Origin of the sequence: Methylocaldum szegediense (assembly GCF_949769195.1) — a bacterium.
Taxonomy (GTDB): domain Bacteria; phylum Pseudomonadota; class Gammaproteobacteria; order Methylococcales; family Methylococcaceae; genus Methylocaldum; species Methylocaldum szegediense.
Map to the genome: position 1 here is coordinate 4,571,184 of NZ_OX458333.1, position 17,160 is coordinate 4,588,343.

General features: G+C 54.7%; 16 protein-coding genes and 1 tRNA gene. 6 read left to right on the forward strand and 11 right to left on the reverse strand.

From position 1 onward, the window contains the following. Positions 1-137 precede the first annotated feature (137 nt). Positions 138-626 carry a cytochrome P460 family protein gene (locus QEN43_RS20150; protein ID WP_026610031.1) on the forward strand — a complete coding sequence of 163 codons (489 nt, stop codon included), beginning with the start codon at positions 138-140 and terminating at the stop codon, positions 624-626. A 231-nt stretch (positions 627-857) separates the two neighbouring features. On the opposite strand, the gene QEN43_RS20155 is transcribed toward QEN43_RS20150, so the two are convergent. The 11 genes from QEN43_RS20155 to dksA all read right to left on the reverse strand — a co-directional run bounded on the left by QEN43_RS20155 (position 858) and on the right by dksA (position 10,382). Further along, complete coding sequence (locus QEN43_RS20155; protein ID WP_026610032.1) at positions 858-1,871, reverse strand: aldo/keto reductase; 1,014 nt, start codon at positions 1,869-1,871, stop codon at positions 858-860. A gap of 781 nt (positions 1,872-2,652) precedes the next feature. Continuing rightward, positions 2,653-2,728, reverse strand: a tRNA-Phe gene (locus tag QEN43_RS20160). A gap of 52 nt (positions 2,729-2,780) precedes the next feature. Beyond that, positions 2,781-3,461, reverse strand: coding sequence for an endonuclease III (gene nth, locus QEN43_RS20165; RefSeq protein ID WP_051331570.1), 681 nt, complete (start codon positions 3,459-3,461; stop codon positions 2,781-2,783). Then, positions 3,451-4,170 carry an electron transport complex subunit E gene (locus QEN43_RS20170; RefSeq protein ID WP_051331571.1) on the reverse strand — a complete coding sequence of 240 codons (720 nt, stop codon included), beginning with the start codon at positions 4,168-4,170 and terminating at the stop codon, positions 3,451-3,453. Before QEN43_RS20170 ends, nth begins: the two co-directional genes overlap by 11 nt. Continuing rightward, positions 4,167-4,811: an electron transport complex subunit RsxG gene (rsxG, locus tag QEN43_RS20175; RefSeq protein ID WP_036268136.1), complete on the reverse strand. Its 645-nt coding sequence runs from the start codon at positions 4,809-4,811 to the stop codon at positions 4,167-4,169. The genes QEN43_RS20170 and rsxG overlap by 4 nt, the downstream gene beginning before the upstream one ends. Then, complete coding sequence (gene rsxD, locus QEN43_RS20180; RefSeq protein WP_026610034.1) at positions 4,808-5,839, reverse strand: electron transport complex subunit RsxD; 1,032 nt, start codon at positions 5,837-5,839, stop codon at positions 4,808-4,810. The genes rsxG and rsxD overlap by 4 nt, the downstream gene beginning before the upstream one ends. 32 nt (positions 5,840-5,871) lie before the next feature. Then, the gene (rsxC, locus tag QEN43_RS20185) at positions 5,872-7,539 is read right to left on the reverse strand and encodes an electron transport complex subunit RsxC (RefSeq protein WP_317963545.1); all 1,668 of its coding nucleotides are present in this window, start codon (positions 7,537-7,539) and stop codon (positions 5,872-5,874) included. Beyond that, positions 7,509-8,048, reverse strand: a complete 540-nt coding sequence (rsxB, locus tag QEN43_RS20190; RefSeq protein ID WP_026610035.1) for an electron transport complex subunit RsxB — start codon at positions 8,046-8,048, stop codon at positions 7,509-7,511. Before rsxB ends, rsxC begins: the two co-directional genes overlap by 31 nt. A 13-nt stretch (positions 8,049-8,061) precedes the next feature. Continuing rightward, positions 8,062-8,643 carry an electron transport complex subunit RsxA gene (gene rsxA / locus QEN43_RS20195; protein WP_026610036.1) on the reverse strand — a complete coding sequence of 194 codons (582 nt, stop codon included), beginning with the start codon at positions 8,641-8,643 and terminating at the stop codon, positions 8,062-8,064. Positions 8,644-8,984: 341 nt separating this feature from the next. Further along, positions 8,985-9,917 (reverse strand): tRNA glutamyl-Q(34) synthetase GluQRS, encoded by a 933-nt coding sequence (gene gluQRS, locus QEN43_RS20200; RefSeq protein ID WP_235726562.1) that lies wholly within the window; start codon positions 9,915-9,917, stop codon positions 8,985-8,987. Positions 9,918-9,941: 24 nt separating this feature from the next. Further along, positions 9,942-10,382, reverse strand: a complete 441-nt coding sequence (gene dksA / locus QEN43_RS20205) for an RNA polymerase-binding protein DksA (RefSeq protein WP_026610037.1) — start codon at positions 10,380-10,382, stop codon at positions 9,942-9,944. A gap of 134 nt (positions 10,383-10,516) precedes the next feature. Here dksA and QEN43_RS20210 point away from each other — a divergent pair, with 134 nt between their 5' ends. From QEN43_RS20210 to QEN43_RS20230, 5 genes are all read left to right on the forward strand, one after another. Further along, positions 10,517-11,692: an aminotransferase class I/II-fold pyridoxal phosphate-dependent enzyme gene (locus QEN43_RS20210; RefSeq protein WP_026610038.1), complete on the forward strand. Its 1,176-nt coding sequence runs from the start codon at positions 10,517-10,519 to the stop codon at positions 11,690-11,692. Between the two features lie 387 nt (positions 11,693-12,079). Next, positions 12,080-12,685 carry an XrtA/PEP-CTERM system exopolysaccharide export protein gene (locus QEN43_RS20215; RefSeq protein WP_317963546.1) on the forward strand — a complete coding sequence of 202 codons (606 nt, stop codon included), beginning with the start codon at positions 12,080-12,082 and terminating at the stop codon, positions 12,683-12,685. 27 nt (positions 12,686-12,712) lie between these two features. Then, complete coding sequence (locus QEN43_RS20220) at positions 12,713-14,278, forward strand: XrtA system polysaccharide chain length determinant (protein WP_026610040.1); 1,566 nt, start codon at positions 12,713-12,715, stop codon at positions 14,276-14,278. 4 nt (positions 14,279-14,282) lie between these two features. Next, complete coding sequence (locus QEN43_RS20225; RefSeq protein WP_026610041.1) at positions 14,283-15,191, forward strand: XrtA-associated tyrosine autokinase; 909 nt, start codon at positions 14,283-14,285, stop codon at positions 15,189-15,191. Continuing rightward, positions 15,166-17,157, forward strand: coding sequence for a TIGR03016 family PEP-CTERM system-associated outer membrane protein (locus QEN43_RS20230; protein WP_051331572.1), 1,992 nt, complete (start codon positions 15,166-15,168; stop codon positions 17,155-17,157). The genes QEN43_RS20225 and QEN43_RS20230 overlap by 26 nt, the downstream gene beginning before the upstream one ends. Positions 17,158-17,160: the final 3 nt, after the last annotated feature.

Genomic DNA, 17,160 nt, shown 5'->3' on the forward strand with positions numbered 1-17,160 from the left:
GCGGAGATTGCCCGGTGGATACACGCCGGTTTAACACCGTCGCGCAGCGGCTTACCTGAACGATAGTTTCAAGCCGACGGTTCCCCCAACGGCTGAATTTTGCGTAAGACAGGTATCAACTTATGGGAGGAATATAGATGAATAAACACATCATCAGCATGGCGGCCATCGGAATTCTTAACCTGTGCTTCGCAGGCGCCGCGTGGTCGGAAGAGGCAAAGGTCAAGTATCCTGAAGGTTATCGGGACTGGACTCACGTCAAATCGATGGTGATCGAGCAAGGGCATCCTCTCTATGACTCGTTCGGCGGTATTCATCATATCTATGCCAATGACAAAGCCCTCAAAGCTCTGAAGGAGGGAGGCAGCCATCCCGATGGCTCAGTGCTGATTTTCGATCTCCTCGAAGCCAAGAAGGAGAACAACGCCATTGTGGAGGGTAACCGAAAAGTTCTTGGCGTAATGGAAAAGGATTCCCAGAAGTTCAAGGAAACCGGAGGCTGGGGCTTCGAAGGATTCAAAGGAGACACCCAGGAAAGAGTAGTCACGGACCCGAAGACCGCGTGTTTTTCCTGCCACGAACCGCAGAAGCAATCAGATTACGTATACAGCACCTATCGCAAGTAGGCACCGGCATATCGATGGGACACCCGGCACGTGACCATTAGAGGGCGAAGCTTCGCTGCTTCAGCCTAAACGGGCGCTGTAAGAGCGGAGCATAGTCCGACTAGTCGCCGGGCAATCCCCGTTTCGGACGAGCTATACTCGTCGCGCCTCTCTACGTAAAGCGCCTTCCGCTGGCGCTTGTGTGCACGTAGAGGGGCGCGTTTCTAGCCTACTTCAGACTCGCGAAACTGGTCACGGATTGACTAGGAAGTGCCGCTGATGCCAATAAGGGTAAATCGGTGTTACTTCGCTTGCGGCTTCCAACTTCGCTATTTGTTCCGGTGTCAGGCTCCATCCCACTGCGCCGAGGTTGTCTTTGAGCTGGGCTTCGTCACGGGCGCCGATAACTACGGTACACACCGTCGGGCGCTGCAAGAGCCAATTTATCGCGATCTGTGGGATAGTTTTTCCGGTTTCTGCCGCGATTTCATCAAGAGCATCCACGACACGATAGACGAGTTCATCGTCGACCGGCGGACCTATTTCCGCCGTTTTGTGAAGACGGCTTTGCGGCGGCAGAGGTTGATTACGCCGAATTTTCCCGGTGAGTCTTCCCCATCCGAGGGGACTCCAGACGGCCGTTCCGACTCCTTGATCGAGCGCCAGCGGCATCAGCTCCCACTCGTAATCGCGCCCGATCAGCGAGTAATAGGCTTGGTGAGCCACATAGCGGGACCATCCGTATTTTTCCGAGATAGCCAGCGATTTCATCAAATGCCAGCCGGAAAAGTTTGAACAGGCGAGATAACGGACTTTGCCGCTTCGCACGAGGTCGTCGAGCGTCCGCAGCGTCTCTTCGATCGGGGTGAGCTCGTCGAAGCCATGCATCGTGTAGATATCGATGTAATCCGTATTCAGCCGGCGCAAGCTGGCTTCGCAAGAACGTAAAAGGTGATAGCGCGAAGTGCCCCGGTCATTGGGGTCGTCGCTCATCGGATAAGTCGCTTTCGTCGAAATGAGAACCTTATCCCGGCGCCCCTTAATGGCCTGGCCGAGAATTTCTTCCGACAAACCGTAGGAATACGTGTCGGCCGTGTCGAAAAGATTGACGCCCGCGTCCAGACAGATGTCGACCAAACGGCGGGCTTCTTGGACATCGCTGCTTCCGAACGCGCGGAAATATTCGTTACTTCCACCAAAAGTCGCCGTACCGAAACTGAGAACCGGAACTTTCAGCCCGGATTTGCCGAAGGATCTGAATTCCATGGTTTCGTTTCCTCTCGTCTAAGGTTTTTTACAAAACGATTCGATGGAACGAAGCATTGAAACTCGCCGAGCAGCCCCTTCCTTTCCACCCACTTCCTGCGCGACGGCACGGCTTCCGCCATGCGTAGCGTATTGCTTGCCTGCGCGATGACCAGCGCGGTATCCCATACGACTTCACCGCACTTGGAGGTTTTTCATTCCTATCCGAAAACCGGGTGAGCCCGTCTGAATATTTATGTTGCGTGGCTCAATGATGCTTCAGCTCCATAGTCAAAGGGTCAATCTTACCCCACATTCGGGCGACTGGTTCCTCAGAAGCCGAGGCAAGCGCCGGCTTTCCGGACGCTTCGGATTTTGCACCGACGTAAGAATATTCCGTTCTCTCATCATCTCGGGTTTTCACTGCTTTGTGTCCGGGTTGTGTTCCGACCGGTCGATCAAGCCAGAACGTTCCTAACCATTTAGGGAGCCGGTCTCGGAGCGAAATTGAGAACCCGAGCCGTCGCAGCCTTGGACACACCGGATGCGATACCGGTTTGCGGCGACATCTGTAGAAAGCCGATGACCGGGTCGACTAGGGGTTGGGTCGGAGGTAGTGATCGGCTAAGAAGCTATTCCCGCAGGTGCCTTCCTGCTCGGCTCAGGGCAAACGGCCCACTTCGATAGCTTTTCCTGTATCGTCCCATCCTATCAGGCGGGGAGCTGAGAAGCCTGGCGGCGTTGTTGGCGAGCCAACAAAAAAGGCCTGCCGGAGAAAAACCGTGCAAGCCTTCGTTTTATATGGTGGCCAGGGACGGAATCGAACCGCCGACACGAGGATTTTCAGTCCTCTGCTCTACCAACTGAGCTACCTGGCCGATGGCGAATGGAGTTGCGTATTAAACCTGTTACGCGGATGGCAGTCAAGCACTAATGTTTTATCGTCCCGACCATTTTTTGGGAATTGGCAAAAGTTTCTTCGGATGTTTTGTCCGGGTATTCGCATAGGTCGGCGATGGGGCAGATAGGGCATTTCGGTTTTCGGGCAACGCAGGTATAGCGGCCGTGTAGGATGAGAAGGTGGTGAGCATTCTTGAAGTATTGTCTGGGAACCGTGCGCTCCAGTTTTCGCTCGACCTCCAGTACCGTTTTGCCGGTTGCGAGGCGGGTTCGGTTCGCGACACGGAAGATGTGGGTGTCTACGGCGATCGTATGCTGGTCAAATGCGGTATTGAGGATAACGTTGGCGGTTTTTCGGCCGACGCCGGGCAGCGCCATCAATTCTTCCCGTGTTTGCGGTACTTGCCCGTTGTGTTTCTCCAATAGCACTCGGCACATCGCGATGATGTTCCGGGCCTTGGTAGGGTAGAGATTAATAGTCTTGATGTATTCCTTTAGACCCTCTTCGCCTAAGGCGAGAATGGCTTCAGGAGTGTTCGCGACCGGGAATAATCGAGCGGTGGCCTTGTTGACGCCCTTGTCGGTCGCCTGGGCCGACAGGACCACTGCGATCAGCAGTTCGAACGGTGTCGAGTGCTTGAGTTCGGTAGTGGGTTCCGGAATGGCCGCGGCCAATCGCTCGAAGATCAGTCTGCGCTTTTCAGCGTTCATGCTTCTCGGACGGGAGAGTAACGGACCGCTCGGCTTGAATGGGGGCGGTTTTGCCGAGCGTTTTTCTCTTCGTCCCGGCGTCGATGAGGTTTTTCACGGCAATTAGGAGGCCGAGGCCGATGAAGGCTCCAGGCGGCAGAATCGCCAGAAGAAAACCGTCGTAGTCTTCAAATATGGGCAACGTCCAATTCTTGGCGGTTTCTCCGAACATTAGGTCGGCGCGATTCAGCACTGCACCGGTCCCTATCGCTTCGCGCAGCGCGCCGAGCAGCGCCAGAGCAAAGGTAAAGCCCAATCCGACGAACAGGCCGTCTACCAAGGCGTGGTCGACTGTGTTCTTGGACGCGAAAGCTTCGGCACGACCGATGATGGCGCAATTGGTGACGATCAGCGGAATGAAGATGCCGAGCGTTCTGTGAAGATCGTGGAAGAAAGCGTTCATCAACAAATCGATGATGGTGACGTTCGAGGCGATGATGAGCACGAATACCGGCAGCCGGATTTCGGTCGCGAGCTGAGTCCGAATCAGCGAAACGATGACGTTGGAAAACACCAAGGCCGCTGTAGTGGCGAGGCCGAGCCCGAGGCTGTTGATCACGGTGTTGCTGATCGCGAGCAAAGGGCACAGTCCCAACAGTGCGACAAAGGCCTGATTGTTCTGCCACAGTCCGTCGCGGACGATTTTCTGGTACTTGGCAAAATCGATCATAGATTCATTCTCAGAGCAGTACCCGCTTCCTGCTCGAACAACCGGTCCTTGTGCCGCTCGAAGAAGATCAAGGTCTGGTAAACCGCTTTGACGACGGCGCGAGGTGTGATCGTTGCTCCGGTGAACTGGTCGAAGTCGCCTCCATCTCGCTTGACTTTCCAGCGGGCCTCGGAAGGATTGTCCAACGAGCGGCCGTCGAAGGTGAAGATCCAGTCCGATTTGTCGGTATCGATGGGATCACCCAGTCCCGGAGTTTCGCGGTGGCTCACGACCCTGACACCGGCCAGGGAGCCGTCCACGCGCACCGCCACCAATAGCTTGATCGCTCCGTTGTAGCCGTCCGGAGCGACGGGAGACAGAATTGCCGCCACCGGGTTGCCGTCTTTTCGCGCACGGTAGATGGTGACTGGGTTATCGGTGCCCAGCCTGGGATCGGTAGCCGTTATCGTGTCGGTGAGAATGTCGTTGTCGAACCACTCGGCCGGAATTAGGGATTCCAGGGTACGCAATAGAACGGCCTGTTCGTTGGCGTCGATGCGCTCTTTCGTGCCGTCGTGCACCAGCGCCACCAGTCCTATGCCGATCACTGCGAACAGGCCGAGCGCGGCGGCGGCATTGATGATCGATTTGGGAAAGCTCATTTGGGATGTCCGTAGACCCGCGGGCGGGTGTAGTGATCTATGGTTGGGGCGGCCAGATTCAAGAGCAGGACCGCGAACGCGACGCCGTCCGGATACCCGCCAAAGCTACGGATGACGAACACCAGGAGCCCGATCGATGTGCCGTAAATCAAGCGCCCGCGCGGTGTGGTCGAGGCCGTGACCGGATCGGTGGCGATGAAGAAAGCACCGAGCATGGCGGCTCCGCTGAAGCACTGGAACAGAGGTGTCGGATAAACGGTCGGGTCAATCAGGAAGAAGATCAGCGATACGCCGAAGAGACCTCCCAGGAATCCGGCCGGTATCTGCCAGGCAACGGTGCCGCGCTTCAGTAGCCACAGTCCACCGAGAAGAAAGCCGAAATTGACCCACTGCCAGCCTCGACCGCCGATCCCCGAGAATAGAACTCCCGCTTGGACTTCGTCCAGCGGACGATTAAGGCCGAGTTGGGTCTTGATCGTGTCGAGCGGCGTCGCCATGGTGAGTGCATCGAAGCTCATGCCCGGCGGCAAAGTGCGGTTAAAGATCGCATTCCAAGCATCGGCGAAACCGAGCACGGAACCGGCGAGATCCTTGGGCGGAAGCCAGGCGGTCATGTGCTGAGGAAAAGAGATCAGGAGCACGGCATAGCCGACCATCGCCGGATTGAAGGGATTGTAGCCCAATCCGCCGTAAAGCTGTTTGCCGACCACAATCGCGAACAGCGTTCCGAAAGCCGTGACCCACCACGGCACCAGAGGGGGCAGCGAGATTGCCAACAGCACGGCGGTGAGAGCAGCGCTGCAATCCTTGAGTGTCGCCAGGATAGGTCGCCGACGTAGGGATAGTACCGCGGCCTCGCCCAGTCCAGCCGCGAGCAGGGCGATGACGCACTGCACGAGCACCCCGCTTCCGAATTGCCACACCAGGGCCGCCAAACCCGGTACCAGTGCTACGAGTACCTCCAGCATGATGCGGTTGACACTGCGGATTGGGGGGAGATACGGCCCTTGGGCAGTCGGAAAACGCATGTAGTTGGTTAAATGTAAGACAATGAATGTTTTCAGTCCGCATTTGCGTTGCTGGACCGGGTCTCGTCGTGACCGTCGTTGATCGACGCGACGCGATCCGCCGCTATTATGGTTTCTCGCTGATCGTGAGCGATGGACGTGGCATTTTCCCGCGGGGGTGCGGTTTTTTCTGCGCGACGCCGCTTGGCGCGCTCGATCGCTTCGAGGATCTCCGGCGCTTTTCCAGTTTCGAGACTCTCCTTCTTCCGCTTTATGCTCTCCGCCCACTCGCGTTTTTCCAGCTCCTTGCGTGCCTGGCGCGATTCATATCGGCGGCGGGCGTGCTCTGCCTTTTCACGCTCGCGCCGCTTGGCAATGGCCTTGCTCTTGGCGGCACGGAAATATTGCACGAGTGGGATGTGGCTAGGGCAGACGACGTCGCAACAGCCACATTCGATGCAATCGAAAAGATTGTAGTCCAGCGCGCGTTCGGTTTGATTCGAGCGGCTATACCAGTAAAGTTGTTGGGGCAACAGGCTGACCGGGCAGACGTCGGCGCACGTTCCGCAGCGGATGCAGGGTAGGGAGCGCTTTTCGCCGATCAGTTCGTTTCGTCCGGCGACCAAGAGGCAATTGACCGATTTGGTCAGAGGCAGCTGGTCGGTCGGTACCGCGAAGCCCATCAACGGTCCGCCCAGAACGAGCCGCTCGGCTTCGTCCGTGTAGCCCCCGCATTGCCGGATGAGATCCGCAAGAGGCGTACCGATCCGAGCCAACACATTCTGCGGCCGTCGAACGCCGCGGCCGGTGACGGTGACGATGCGGGAAATCAACGGAATACCGCGAACCACGGCGTTGTAGACTGCAGCCGCCGTTCCCACGTTCTGACAAACGATGCCGATGTCGGCGGGGAGGCCGCGGGTCGGCACCTCGCGGTCGGTGAGCACGCTGATCAATTGCTTCTCGCCACCGATGGGATAGATCGCAGGAACGCGGACGAGCCGAATGGCATTGAAACGGCCTTGTTGTTTCGCTGTTTCCAAAGCGTGAAACGCTTCCGGCATGTCGCTCTCGACGGCCAACAGGCAATGCTCCGCCCGGAGAATATGAAGTAGGATTTTCGCACCTTCCAGCACATCCTCGGGATACTGCCTGAGTAGGCTATCGTCGCACGTGATATAGGGCTCGCATTCGGCGCCGTTCAGAATCAGGGTATCGACCTTGCGATCCTCGCCCGGAGAGACCTTGACCGAGGTCGGGAAAGCCGCGCCGCCTAGACCCACGATGCCGGCTTCGTGAATGCGTCGCCGCAATTCCTCGGGCGAACACCGCTTGTAATCGGCTATCCCGGTAAAGCCGACGGCGGCGTCTTCGCCGTCGGTCTCGATCACGATGCATGAACCGGACAGCCCCGACGGATGAGGTAGCGGCAAGTCTTCGATCGCTTGGACGATGCCGGAACTCGAGGCATGGATCGGCGGATTGAAGGGATGATCGTCACGAGCGATGACTTGGCCTTTGAGGACGCGGTCGCCCGGTGCGACGACGGGTTTGGAATCTTCGCCGCTGCGCTGTTGCAGGGGAAAGACCAGGCGTTTGGGTATCGGGGCGACGAGCGGGGCCGAGGACGATTCCCGCTTATGGCCCTCCAGCTGCAAGCCGCCATGAAACGTCCAGAGCTTGAACAGGCTCACCCGTTCACCGCCTTGGGTTCGGGCCATCGCCAGTCGGCCAAGGTTTCCTTGATGGGCTCCATGCGAATGCAATCCACAGGGCAGGGGGGTACGCAGAGTTCACAACCGGTGCACTCGGTCTCGATAACCGTGTGCATGTGCCTGGCTGCGCCAAGTATTGCATCTACTGGGCAGGCTTGAATGCACAAGGTGCAGCCGATGCACAGGTTCTCGTCGATGACGGCGACGGACTTAGGTTTTTCCACGCCGTGCTCGGCGTTTAGAGGTTTTGGCTCGACGCCCAACAAGGCCGCCAGAGCGGCGACCCCTTCCTCACCGCCGGGCGGGCATTGATTGATGTCCGCATCGCCGCGTGCGATGGCTTCGGCATAGGGCCGACAACCCGGAAAGCCGCACTGTCCGCATTGCGTTTGTGGCAGTAAAGCATCGATTTCGTCCGCCAAGGGATTACCCTCAACCCGGAAATGCTGAGCGGAATAGCCGAGAATCAAGCCGAACAGGGCAAATAGTGCGCAAACGACGAATACGGCTGACATGGGCGAGACCGGATCAGCCTTTGACGAGGCCGGAAAATCCCATGAACGCCATGGAAATCAAACCGGCAGTAATCAAGGCGATAGCGTTGCCGCGAAACGGTAAGGGAACGTCGGATGCGTCTATCCGTTCGCGTACCGCGGCGAACAGAACCAGAACCAAAGTGAAGCCGAGAGCAGCACCGAAACCGTACAAAAACGATTCGATAAATCCGTGCTGGGACTGAACGTTCAGGAGAGCGACGCCGAGTACCGCGCAGTTGGTCGTGATGAGCGGAAGAAAAATACCCAGCACTTGATAGAGCAAAGGGCTCGTCTTGTGTATCACCATCTCGGTGAACTGCACCACCACGGCGATGACGACGATGAAAACGATCGTGCGGAGATAGTCCAATCCCAGGGGCACCAGCAGATATTCGTTGGCGAGATAGCTGGTCACCGAGGACAGGGTCAATACGAACGTGGTCGCCAATCCCATGCCCATCGCGGTCTCGAGTTTTCTCGACACGCCCATGAACGGGCAAAGCCCGAGAAACTTGACCAGGACGAAGTTATTGACCAGGGTCGTACTGACCAGGATGAGGAGGTAATCCTTCATTAAGGATAACGAGAGCGCAGGCCGTGGATTGGAGGGCGGAATTTTAAGGAAAAGCAAGAGCTTGTCAATTTGATCGGTGTCCGAATCGAATTGTTTCCTTAGACCGTCGATTTCCCGGAATCGGTAGCCGGCTGCGATGCAAATTGGCTGTTGGTATTGCTCATCCTTGCGGCGGACAACCCTACGTCGGCGTAGGCTCTTTCGTCAGAACTCGGGATAACCCTTCGATGAAATTCAGCCTAGGAGCCGCGCCCGTCGTACAAATTGAGTGCTTCCAATGACCATTGCTTAGGCGCATGCCTGTCAGAGACCAAGGCCAATTCATCGGTAATCAGGGATCGTCATAAATTCAAGGGGATGGTGCGAACGGCCGACAAGCGAGACAGATCCCAGTTGTGGATTGCCCAGTCGAGAATTTCACTTGTGTGGGCGGATCGCAAATCCGCAGGCGGATCTTGGTTCATCAGCGTTAACAAATCGACCAGGGTGGACGATGCGTTTTTCACGTCCACGGGGTCGGCGTAGGTTTGTTTGCTCAGTTTGAGACCCGATCGGTTCACAAGAATCGGAACATGCGCGTACGCCGGCGTGGGCAAGTCGAGCAGCTGCTGCAAATAGACTTGCCTTGGCGTCGAATCAAGCAGATCGACCCCACGGACGACTTCGGTGATGCCTTGGGCGCTGTCGTCGAGTACGGTGGCCAAGTGGTAGGCGTATACTCGATCGCGCCGGAACACGACAAAGTCTCCGACGTCTTTCGCAAGATTCTGTGTCTGCACGCCCTGGAGCGCGTCCTCGAACGTGATAGGCGTGTCTTTCACCAGAATCCGAAGAGCGTGATGATCGGGCCGGGGCTGGTTTTTCTTACTCCGGCAGAAACCCGGATAAATCGACGTGTGCGCGTTTGCGTCGGATAACGCGGCGAGATCTTTGCGGGAGCATGTGCAGGCATAAAGGAGACCTTGAGCATCGAGCCGTTCGAGTGCCGCACGGTAGACTTCGAATTGCTCGCTCTGGTAGAGGATAGGTCCGTCCCAATGCAGACCGAAGGCTTCGAGGGTGCGGAGAATCCGGTCGCTCGAGTCGGTCGCGGTACGAAAGGGATCGACATCGTCGATCCGCAACAACCACTCGCCCTGTTGCGACTTGGCTTGAAGAAAACTGGCCAGGGCCGTGTAGAGGGAGCCTAGGTGCAGGGGGCCGGTCGGTGAAGGTGCGAATCGGCCCCGGTATTTTGGCTTAGAAGACAGTGTGGAAAACGGGTCGTCGTTCAAGTCGGGAAGCGAAAGGATCGAAAATCAACCGACCTGCCTTTCCCGGATTTCGTCCAGCGTCTTGCAATCAATGCATTGTGTAGCGGTCGGTCGTGCTTCGAGGCGTCGGAGGCCGATTTCGACCCCGCAAGTTTCGCAATAACCATATTCCCCGCGCTCGAGATTCTCCAAAGCCTCTTCGATCTTCTTGATAAGCTTCCGTTCCCGGTCGCGGGTGCGCAGTTCGAGACTGAATTCGGATTCCTGCGTTGCGCGGTCATTCGGGTCTGGGAAATTGGCCGCTTCATCCTGCATGTGATGTACAGTACGGTCGACTTCCTTCATGAGTTCGGCCTTCCAAGTCTGTAGAATGCGACGGAAGTGCTCGACTTGAGCCTCACTCATGTATTCTTCGCCTTCCTGGGCCTGGTAAGGCGTGAAGCGGAAAGGTGTCACATGAGTATCGGCATTCTGGGCACTGGACATCCGTAAACTCCTAAACCAAGTTCAAAAACCGGATATTACTAGCAAACAAATTGAAGTTCTGCAAGATTCCCTGACCCAAGCCTGGAGGCGTCAGCATTGCAGTTTGGTCGAATCGGTAAAAGCGCGGACGGAGCATGGTGATTTCGAATCGTTTGGCTAGCATACAACCCTTTTATGTGATGGACATCTTGTCTCGTGCCAAGGCTTTGGAACGGCAAGGGCGGGATGTCATTCACCTGGAAATTGGCGAACCCGATTTTCCGACTCCGCCTTTAGTCGCTCAGTACGCGGCCGATTTCGCACGGCGCGGCGACATTAAATATACGCCAGCCGCGGGGTTGCCCGACCTTCGCCAAGCTATCGCGAAATATTATCGGGATCGTTATGGCGTGCAGGTTGAGAGCGAGCGAATCTTCATTACACCAGGCGCCTCGGGCGGCTTTTTGCTAGCGATGGCGCTGGTGCTCAATGAAGGCGACAAGGTTCTGCTGGAGGATCCGGGCTATCCGTGCTATTCGAATTTCGTTCGCCTGTTTGGGGGCATTCCTTCCCTGGTGCCAGTAGACGCGTCAACACGCTTCCATTTCAATCCTGAGATTCTTTCAGCCGTGTGGGATCGGCGAACTAAGGGGGTTGTAATCGCATCGCCTTCAAACCCGACTGGAGCCGTGCTGCGCCCTGACGAGTTGCGAGCGCTGGTAGACGATCTGGAGCGAAGGTCGGCATTCTTGATTTCGGATGAGATCTACCATGGGCTTGAGTACGACGAACCGTCGTCGACGGCTCTCGCGTTTTCGGACCGGGTTTTGGTTATCAACAGCTTTTCGAAGTATTTCGGAATGACAGGGTGGAGGGTCGGATGGCTTGTGGTTCCCGCCGACTGCATTGATAATGCGGAAAAACTCGCACAGAATTTGTTCATTTCTGCGCCGACCCCCTCGCAATATGCGGCTCTGGCTTCATTTACGGAAGCGAACCTGCACGGATTGGAACTGCGACGACAGGTTTTTCAGGAGAGACGAGACTTTCTTTGCGAGCAGTTACAGAAAATCGGATTTTCGATCAAGACCATGCCGAGCGGAGCGTTCTACGTCTACGCCGACTGCAGTCGTTTTACATCGAATAGCTTCGATTTCGCGTTGAGCTTGTTGGAGGAAACCGGTGTCGCGGTGACTCCAGGCAAGGATTTCGGCAACAACGCGCCGGAGCGCTATCTCAGGTTTTCCTATGCGGTAACGCTTGATCGATTAGCGGCGGCGGTAGAACGGATAAAATTTTTCTCGGAACGGGGGCGACACAAGCGTGCGTAATCAATCCTCTGGTATTCAAAAGCGAATCAATCAGTTAGCTCACTATCTCGGTGACGTGATTTTTGCACTGTTACCTTAGGAACGGAAAAGGTAAAGTACACTTCAAATTGCGCTCAGGGATGCATGCACAGCTATGCTAGACTTGCTAACGGCTGCTTCGTGCGGCGAAGTGCACGCCGCGCTGTACAGCCCGACGTTCCACCTAACTGCGCCACGTTAAGCCCAACAACTGTGGCTTGTTCTCATGTCATGGGTTCGGCCTAGAGGAGTGCGGTTCGCCCGTCATGCCGGAATGACCGAAACTGTCCTGCGCCGATCGGGTTCGGCTGGTCTTACCTCGGTTTCCTAAGCGAGTGGTCCAAGAGAAAGCAATTTGAGTTAGATACTATGCGTCGTATCAATAATTGGACTTTATGGGGGATTCTGTTCTGCAACTCTTTTCTGGTGGGATGTGCTCCGTTGGCACCGAACGTAGACCCGCCCTCGGACTATACCTACATCATCGGACCTGGTGACAGTCTCGAAATGTTCGTCTGGGGTAATCCGGAAATATCCCGCACAATTCCCGTCAGACCAGACGGGAAAATTAACGCGCCTTTGGTCGAAGAGCTTCCCGCATCGGGTAAGACTCCGTTTCAGCTTGCGCGGGATATCGAAAAGGAGTTGTCAAAGTATATTCGTAATCCCCTTGTAACCGTAATCGTGAATGATTTCGTCGGTCCTTATAGCGAACAGGTTAGAGTTGTAGGACAAGCCGCCAAGCCGCAGGCGGTTCCTTATAAGGAAAATATGTCTTTACTAGATTTGATGATTCTCGTTGGCGGACTTACCGATTATGCAGCAGGAAACCGCGCAGTGATTGTCAGGAACATGAACGGCGTACAACAGCAGCTTAGGGTGCGCATCGACGATTTGCTCGAGGATGGCGACATAACAGCTAATGTGAACATATTGCCCGGGGATATTTTAATTATTCCGGAAGCTTACTTCTGAGCCTGCTTCGGTTGGGGGCCGATTTTCATGCATGAACTGATCGCCGAGGTCCTCGGTTACCTCCAAAGCGCCACACGCTATAAATGGGTTTCCATCGCATTGGCGTGGATAATTAGTCTTGCGGGCTGGATTTTTGTCGCGCAAATGCCAGACAAATATCAAGCCAGCGCACGGGTGCATGTGGATACTCGTTCCGTCTTGCGTCCTTTGCTCTCAGGTCTTGCTATTCAGCCGGATGTTTCCGGCCAAGTTCGCTTGATGTCGAAACTGATGTTCAGCCGTCCGAACCTGGAAAAGGTAGCTCGGATGACGGACTTGGATTTAGGCGCGACGGACGAAGCGGCCATGGAAAAGATAGTCAATCGACTGCAGTCTTCGGTAACTATCGCGGGTGGAGAAAATAACTTGTTCACGATCAATGCGGAAGACCAAAATCCGACGACAGCGAAAAAGATTGTTCAAGCGCTGCTGACGATTTTCGTCGAGCAGACTCTGGGCGAGTCGCGCGAAGATTCGAGTTCCGCTCAAAAATTTCTCGATCAACAAATTAAGGAGTATGAAGCACGCTTACAGGCCGCTGAGAAAGCGCTCGAGGATTTCAAACGTGTGAATTACGGAATGCTTCCTGACCAGGGTGGTGACCTTTATGCACAATTGAATGGGTTGGCCAAGCAGTTGGATGACGCAAAGATAGGACTGCAGGAAGCTATCAATCGACGTGACGAGCTGCAAAGACAGTTGCAAGGGGAAGAACCGACATTTTTGGGTTTTAATGGCCTGGAAGACATAGCAAGTCCTCTTGATACCCGGATCCAAGCTTTACAGGCTCGCTTGGATGAGTTGTTGCTCAAGTATACGAAGGGCCATCCGGAAGTAATAGCTCTGAAAAAAAGCATCGCGGATTTACAAAAGCAGAAGGAAAAGGAAATAGCGGAAGCAAAGGAATTAGGGCAAGGTATGGTACGAAACCCGGGGGTCGAGGCCAATCCAGTTTTTCAACAAATGAGAATTTCTCTTAGCGACGCGGAAGTGGATGTTGCATTGCTAAGCTCGCGAGTGAAGATGTTTGAGGAGAAAATTGAACTTCTGAAGAAGCAAATGGACGAGCGATTGAAAGTGGAAACGCAGCTGCAGGGACTGAATAGGGATTACGCAGCGATCAAGGAAAATTACGACGCACTCTTGAAGAGGCGGGAAACGGCGAGAATGTCGGAAAGCGTGGAGCAAAGCACGGACAGCGTGAAATTCAAAATTGTCGATCCGCCTCAAGTACCTACAAAACCTTCCGCGCCCAACCGTATTTTGCTTTCGGTGGCGGTGTTAGTGGCTAGTATCGTGGTAAGCGTCGGGATGGCCATATTTCTGGCGCTTCTGCGCCCGGCGTTCAACACGACAAACAAGCTCAGGGAAATTACCGGGCGGCCGGTACTTGGGAGTGTTTCCATGAACTGGATTCCGGAACTTAGAGAACGTAAGTGGCGTGAGTTTCTGGCCTTCACGGCCGCTTTCGCGACATTGCTTGTTGTCTTCATCGGGGTAATTGTGCTGGAGATCAAAGGGTATCATCTTCCGTCGTTTGTCAGTCGGAGTTAACGGCATGAGCATCATCGAGAAGGCACTGAATAAGGCTTTGGAGCTCGAACAAAGTTCGACTCAGAAAGGGGGCGAGCGAGCTCAGTTTGCTCAAAGGGCGGCCGATATCGAACCTTCCTCGCCGGCTCCGGGGACAGCCTCAAAAAGTGAAGCGGCGCCAAAAATACACCCGATCGATTGGGACCTTGTCAAATCTAAGGGCATGTTGGCATTGGACGCCCCACATGGTCAGCTTGCGGAAGAATATCGTTTAATCAAACGGCCTCTTTTGATGAATGCCTTCCCGGAAGGTGATAACGGCATTGAGCGTGCGAATCTGATTCTGGTAACTAGCAGCGTTCCCGGGGAGGGAAAGACTTTTACGGCCGTAAATTTGGCTCTCAGTATTGCGATGGAGCGAGACAAGACAGTTCTGTTGATAGATGCTGATGTAGCGAAACCATCGATAGCGGGATTACTCGGAATTCCTGCCCAAAAAGGGCTAATCGATCTGTTACAGGACAAATCGCTCGGCTTTTCCGATGTTTTAATTAAAACAGATATTCCGAATCTAACGTTGTTGCCGGCGGGCAGCTTGGATCGCCATTCCACCGAGCTTTTGGCCAGTGACGCAATGAAGGGACTGGCCAAGGAATTGTCGTCGCGTTATCCGGATCGTGCCGTCATTTTCGATTCACCGCCTTTGCTCGCGGCGAGCCAAGGTGCCGTATTAGCCACGCTGGTAGGCCAAGTTGTCTTGGTCGTCGAGTCCGATGTCACGCCTCAGTATATCGTTCAGGAATCCCTTTCGAAGTTGGAATCCTGCGAGGTGGTTGGCTGCGTCTTGAATAAAACGAAGAAAGGGTTCGGATTCAAGTATTACGGGTACGGGTACGGGTACGGGGTTTATGGTCAACAAAGAACCGAAAGTTGACGGAGCCTACAGGTCTCCCAATCCGAGCTTTGGAGTAATTGGCTATTATCTAGGGGTGCTTTGTTTTTTTTTGCCTCCTACATATGCGGAGGATTGGCATGTGGAGCCAAATTTGGTGGTGAGGCAGCTATATTCAGATAATATCGGTTTGACCAGCAGAGGGGCCTCCGGTAGTTCGTCGGCGCAGAAGGCCGACGATGCGTTTGTGACTGAATTAAGCCCTGGCATATCAATTCGACGGGAAGGCAAGAGCAAATTTGATTTATATTATAGGATGCAAAATCTATTTTATGCCGGAACCGATGTAGATCCGCGAATCAATAACCAACTTCAGATGAGATCGAAAACCGAGATTATTGACGACTCTGTATTTGTCGATTCCACAAGCACGATAGGACAATATAACAGTACGACAACCGGCCGCTTTGCCGTCGATAATATATCTCGTACCGGTAATACTAGCGAATACAGAACGTTTCGAATTAACCCATATTGGAGACCTCATCTAGGCGGTTATGCGGAAGGTTATGTCGGTGTTACATACAGTAACATCGGTGGCGGAAACTTCGATTCCAATATTTTCGAACAACGGGCTGATTTGATGAGTGGTAACCGGTTCGACACGGTTACCTGGCGAGCTAATTTTTACAACCAAGATAATGAACGCAACCGTGGCATCCAGGGAGTTCGAGGAAGCGGCAACGTAAAATATCAAAACTATAATGGTGAGATCAGGTATCGATTAACGAAGCAATTCAGCCCTTTTATCCAGGCTGGTCACTTCGAAAACGATTTTGCTGGCCTGACGAGGATTGCGGGGGCGCGAAACGGTGGTTACTGGACTGCAGGATTGGCTTGGACTCCGAGTGCTAAATTGGCCTTGCAGGGCGGGATAGGCGGCAATAACCATTTCTTGTCGTTAGCATGGGAGCCGAGCAGAAGAACAAGCTTGTGGTTTATTTATCGCGACAGTGAAGTGGGAGGTGCGTACGGTGGAGCGGGTTTCGGCGGATTAGGAATGGGTGGAGCGGGTTTCGGCGGATTAGGAATGGGCGGAGCAGGTCTCGGTGGACTGGGGACGGGTTTTGGCGGATTAGGAATGGGTGGAGCGGGGCTCGGCGGACTGGGGACGGGTTTTGGCGGATTAGGAATGGGCGGAGCAGGTCTCGGTGGACTGGGGACGGGCTTTGGCGGATTAGGAATGGGCGGAGCAGGTCTCGGTGGACTGGGGACGGGTTTTGGCGGATTAGGAATGGGCGGAGCAGGTCTCGGTGGACTGGGAACGGGTTTCGGCGGATTAGGAATGGGTGGAGCGGGTTTCGGCGGATTAGGAATGGGCGGTACCGGACCGGGGAGAAGAGGATTTGGCGGAATAGGTTTAGGTGGATTCAACGCCGGAACCACTTGGAATGCGCTGCTAAGCCATAGAACTCGCCGAACGAATTGGATGGCTGCCTACATCATGAATACCACGACGATTCAGCAGGTCCTGCTCGATCAACCTGTGTTCGATCCGCTGACGAGTGAGCCGTTCCTCCTGCCTATCGATCAGCCTATCTTGACCAATGAGGTCATCACTCGAAAGCGGGGACAAGCATCCGTTTCCGGGTTTAGTGCCAAGAGCGTCTTGAACTTGATGGGCTATCAGGAGAATCGGCGGTATCAGTTTTCCGGTGATCAGGACGTGCTCGGAGTTACCGCATCATGGCAATGGCAATTCGCCCCCCGAACCCAATCAGCTCTGTTCTTCATTTGGCAATCCATCGACAATCACAGCAATCAAAGCAGCACTATCCTGACGGATTCCAAGAATAAGTTCATGCTTGTGTCCTTGGCCGTGTACCGGAGGATCTGGGCAGATCTGGTCGGATCTTTGGAACTGCGGCATATGCAGTTGGATTCGAATCGATCGGAATTCGAGTACGACGAGAACCGGGTAACAGCCAGTATATTTATGAGGTTCTGATCC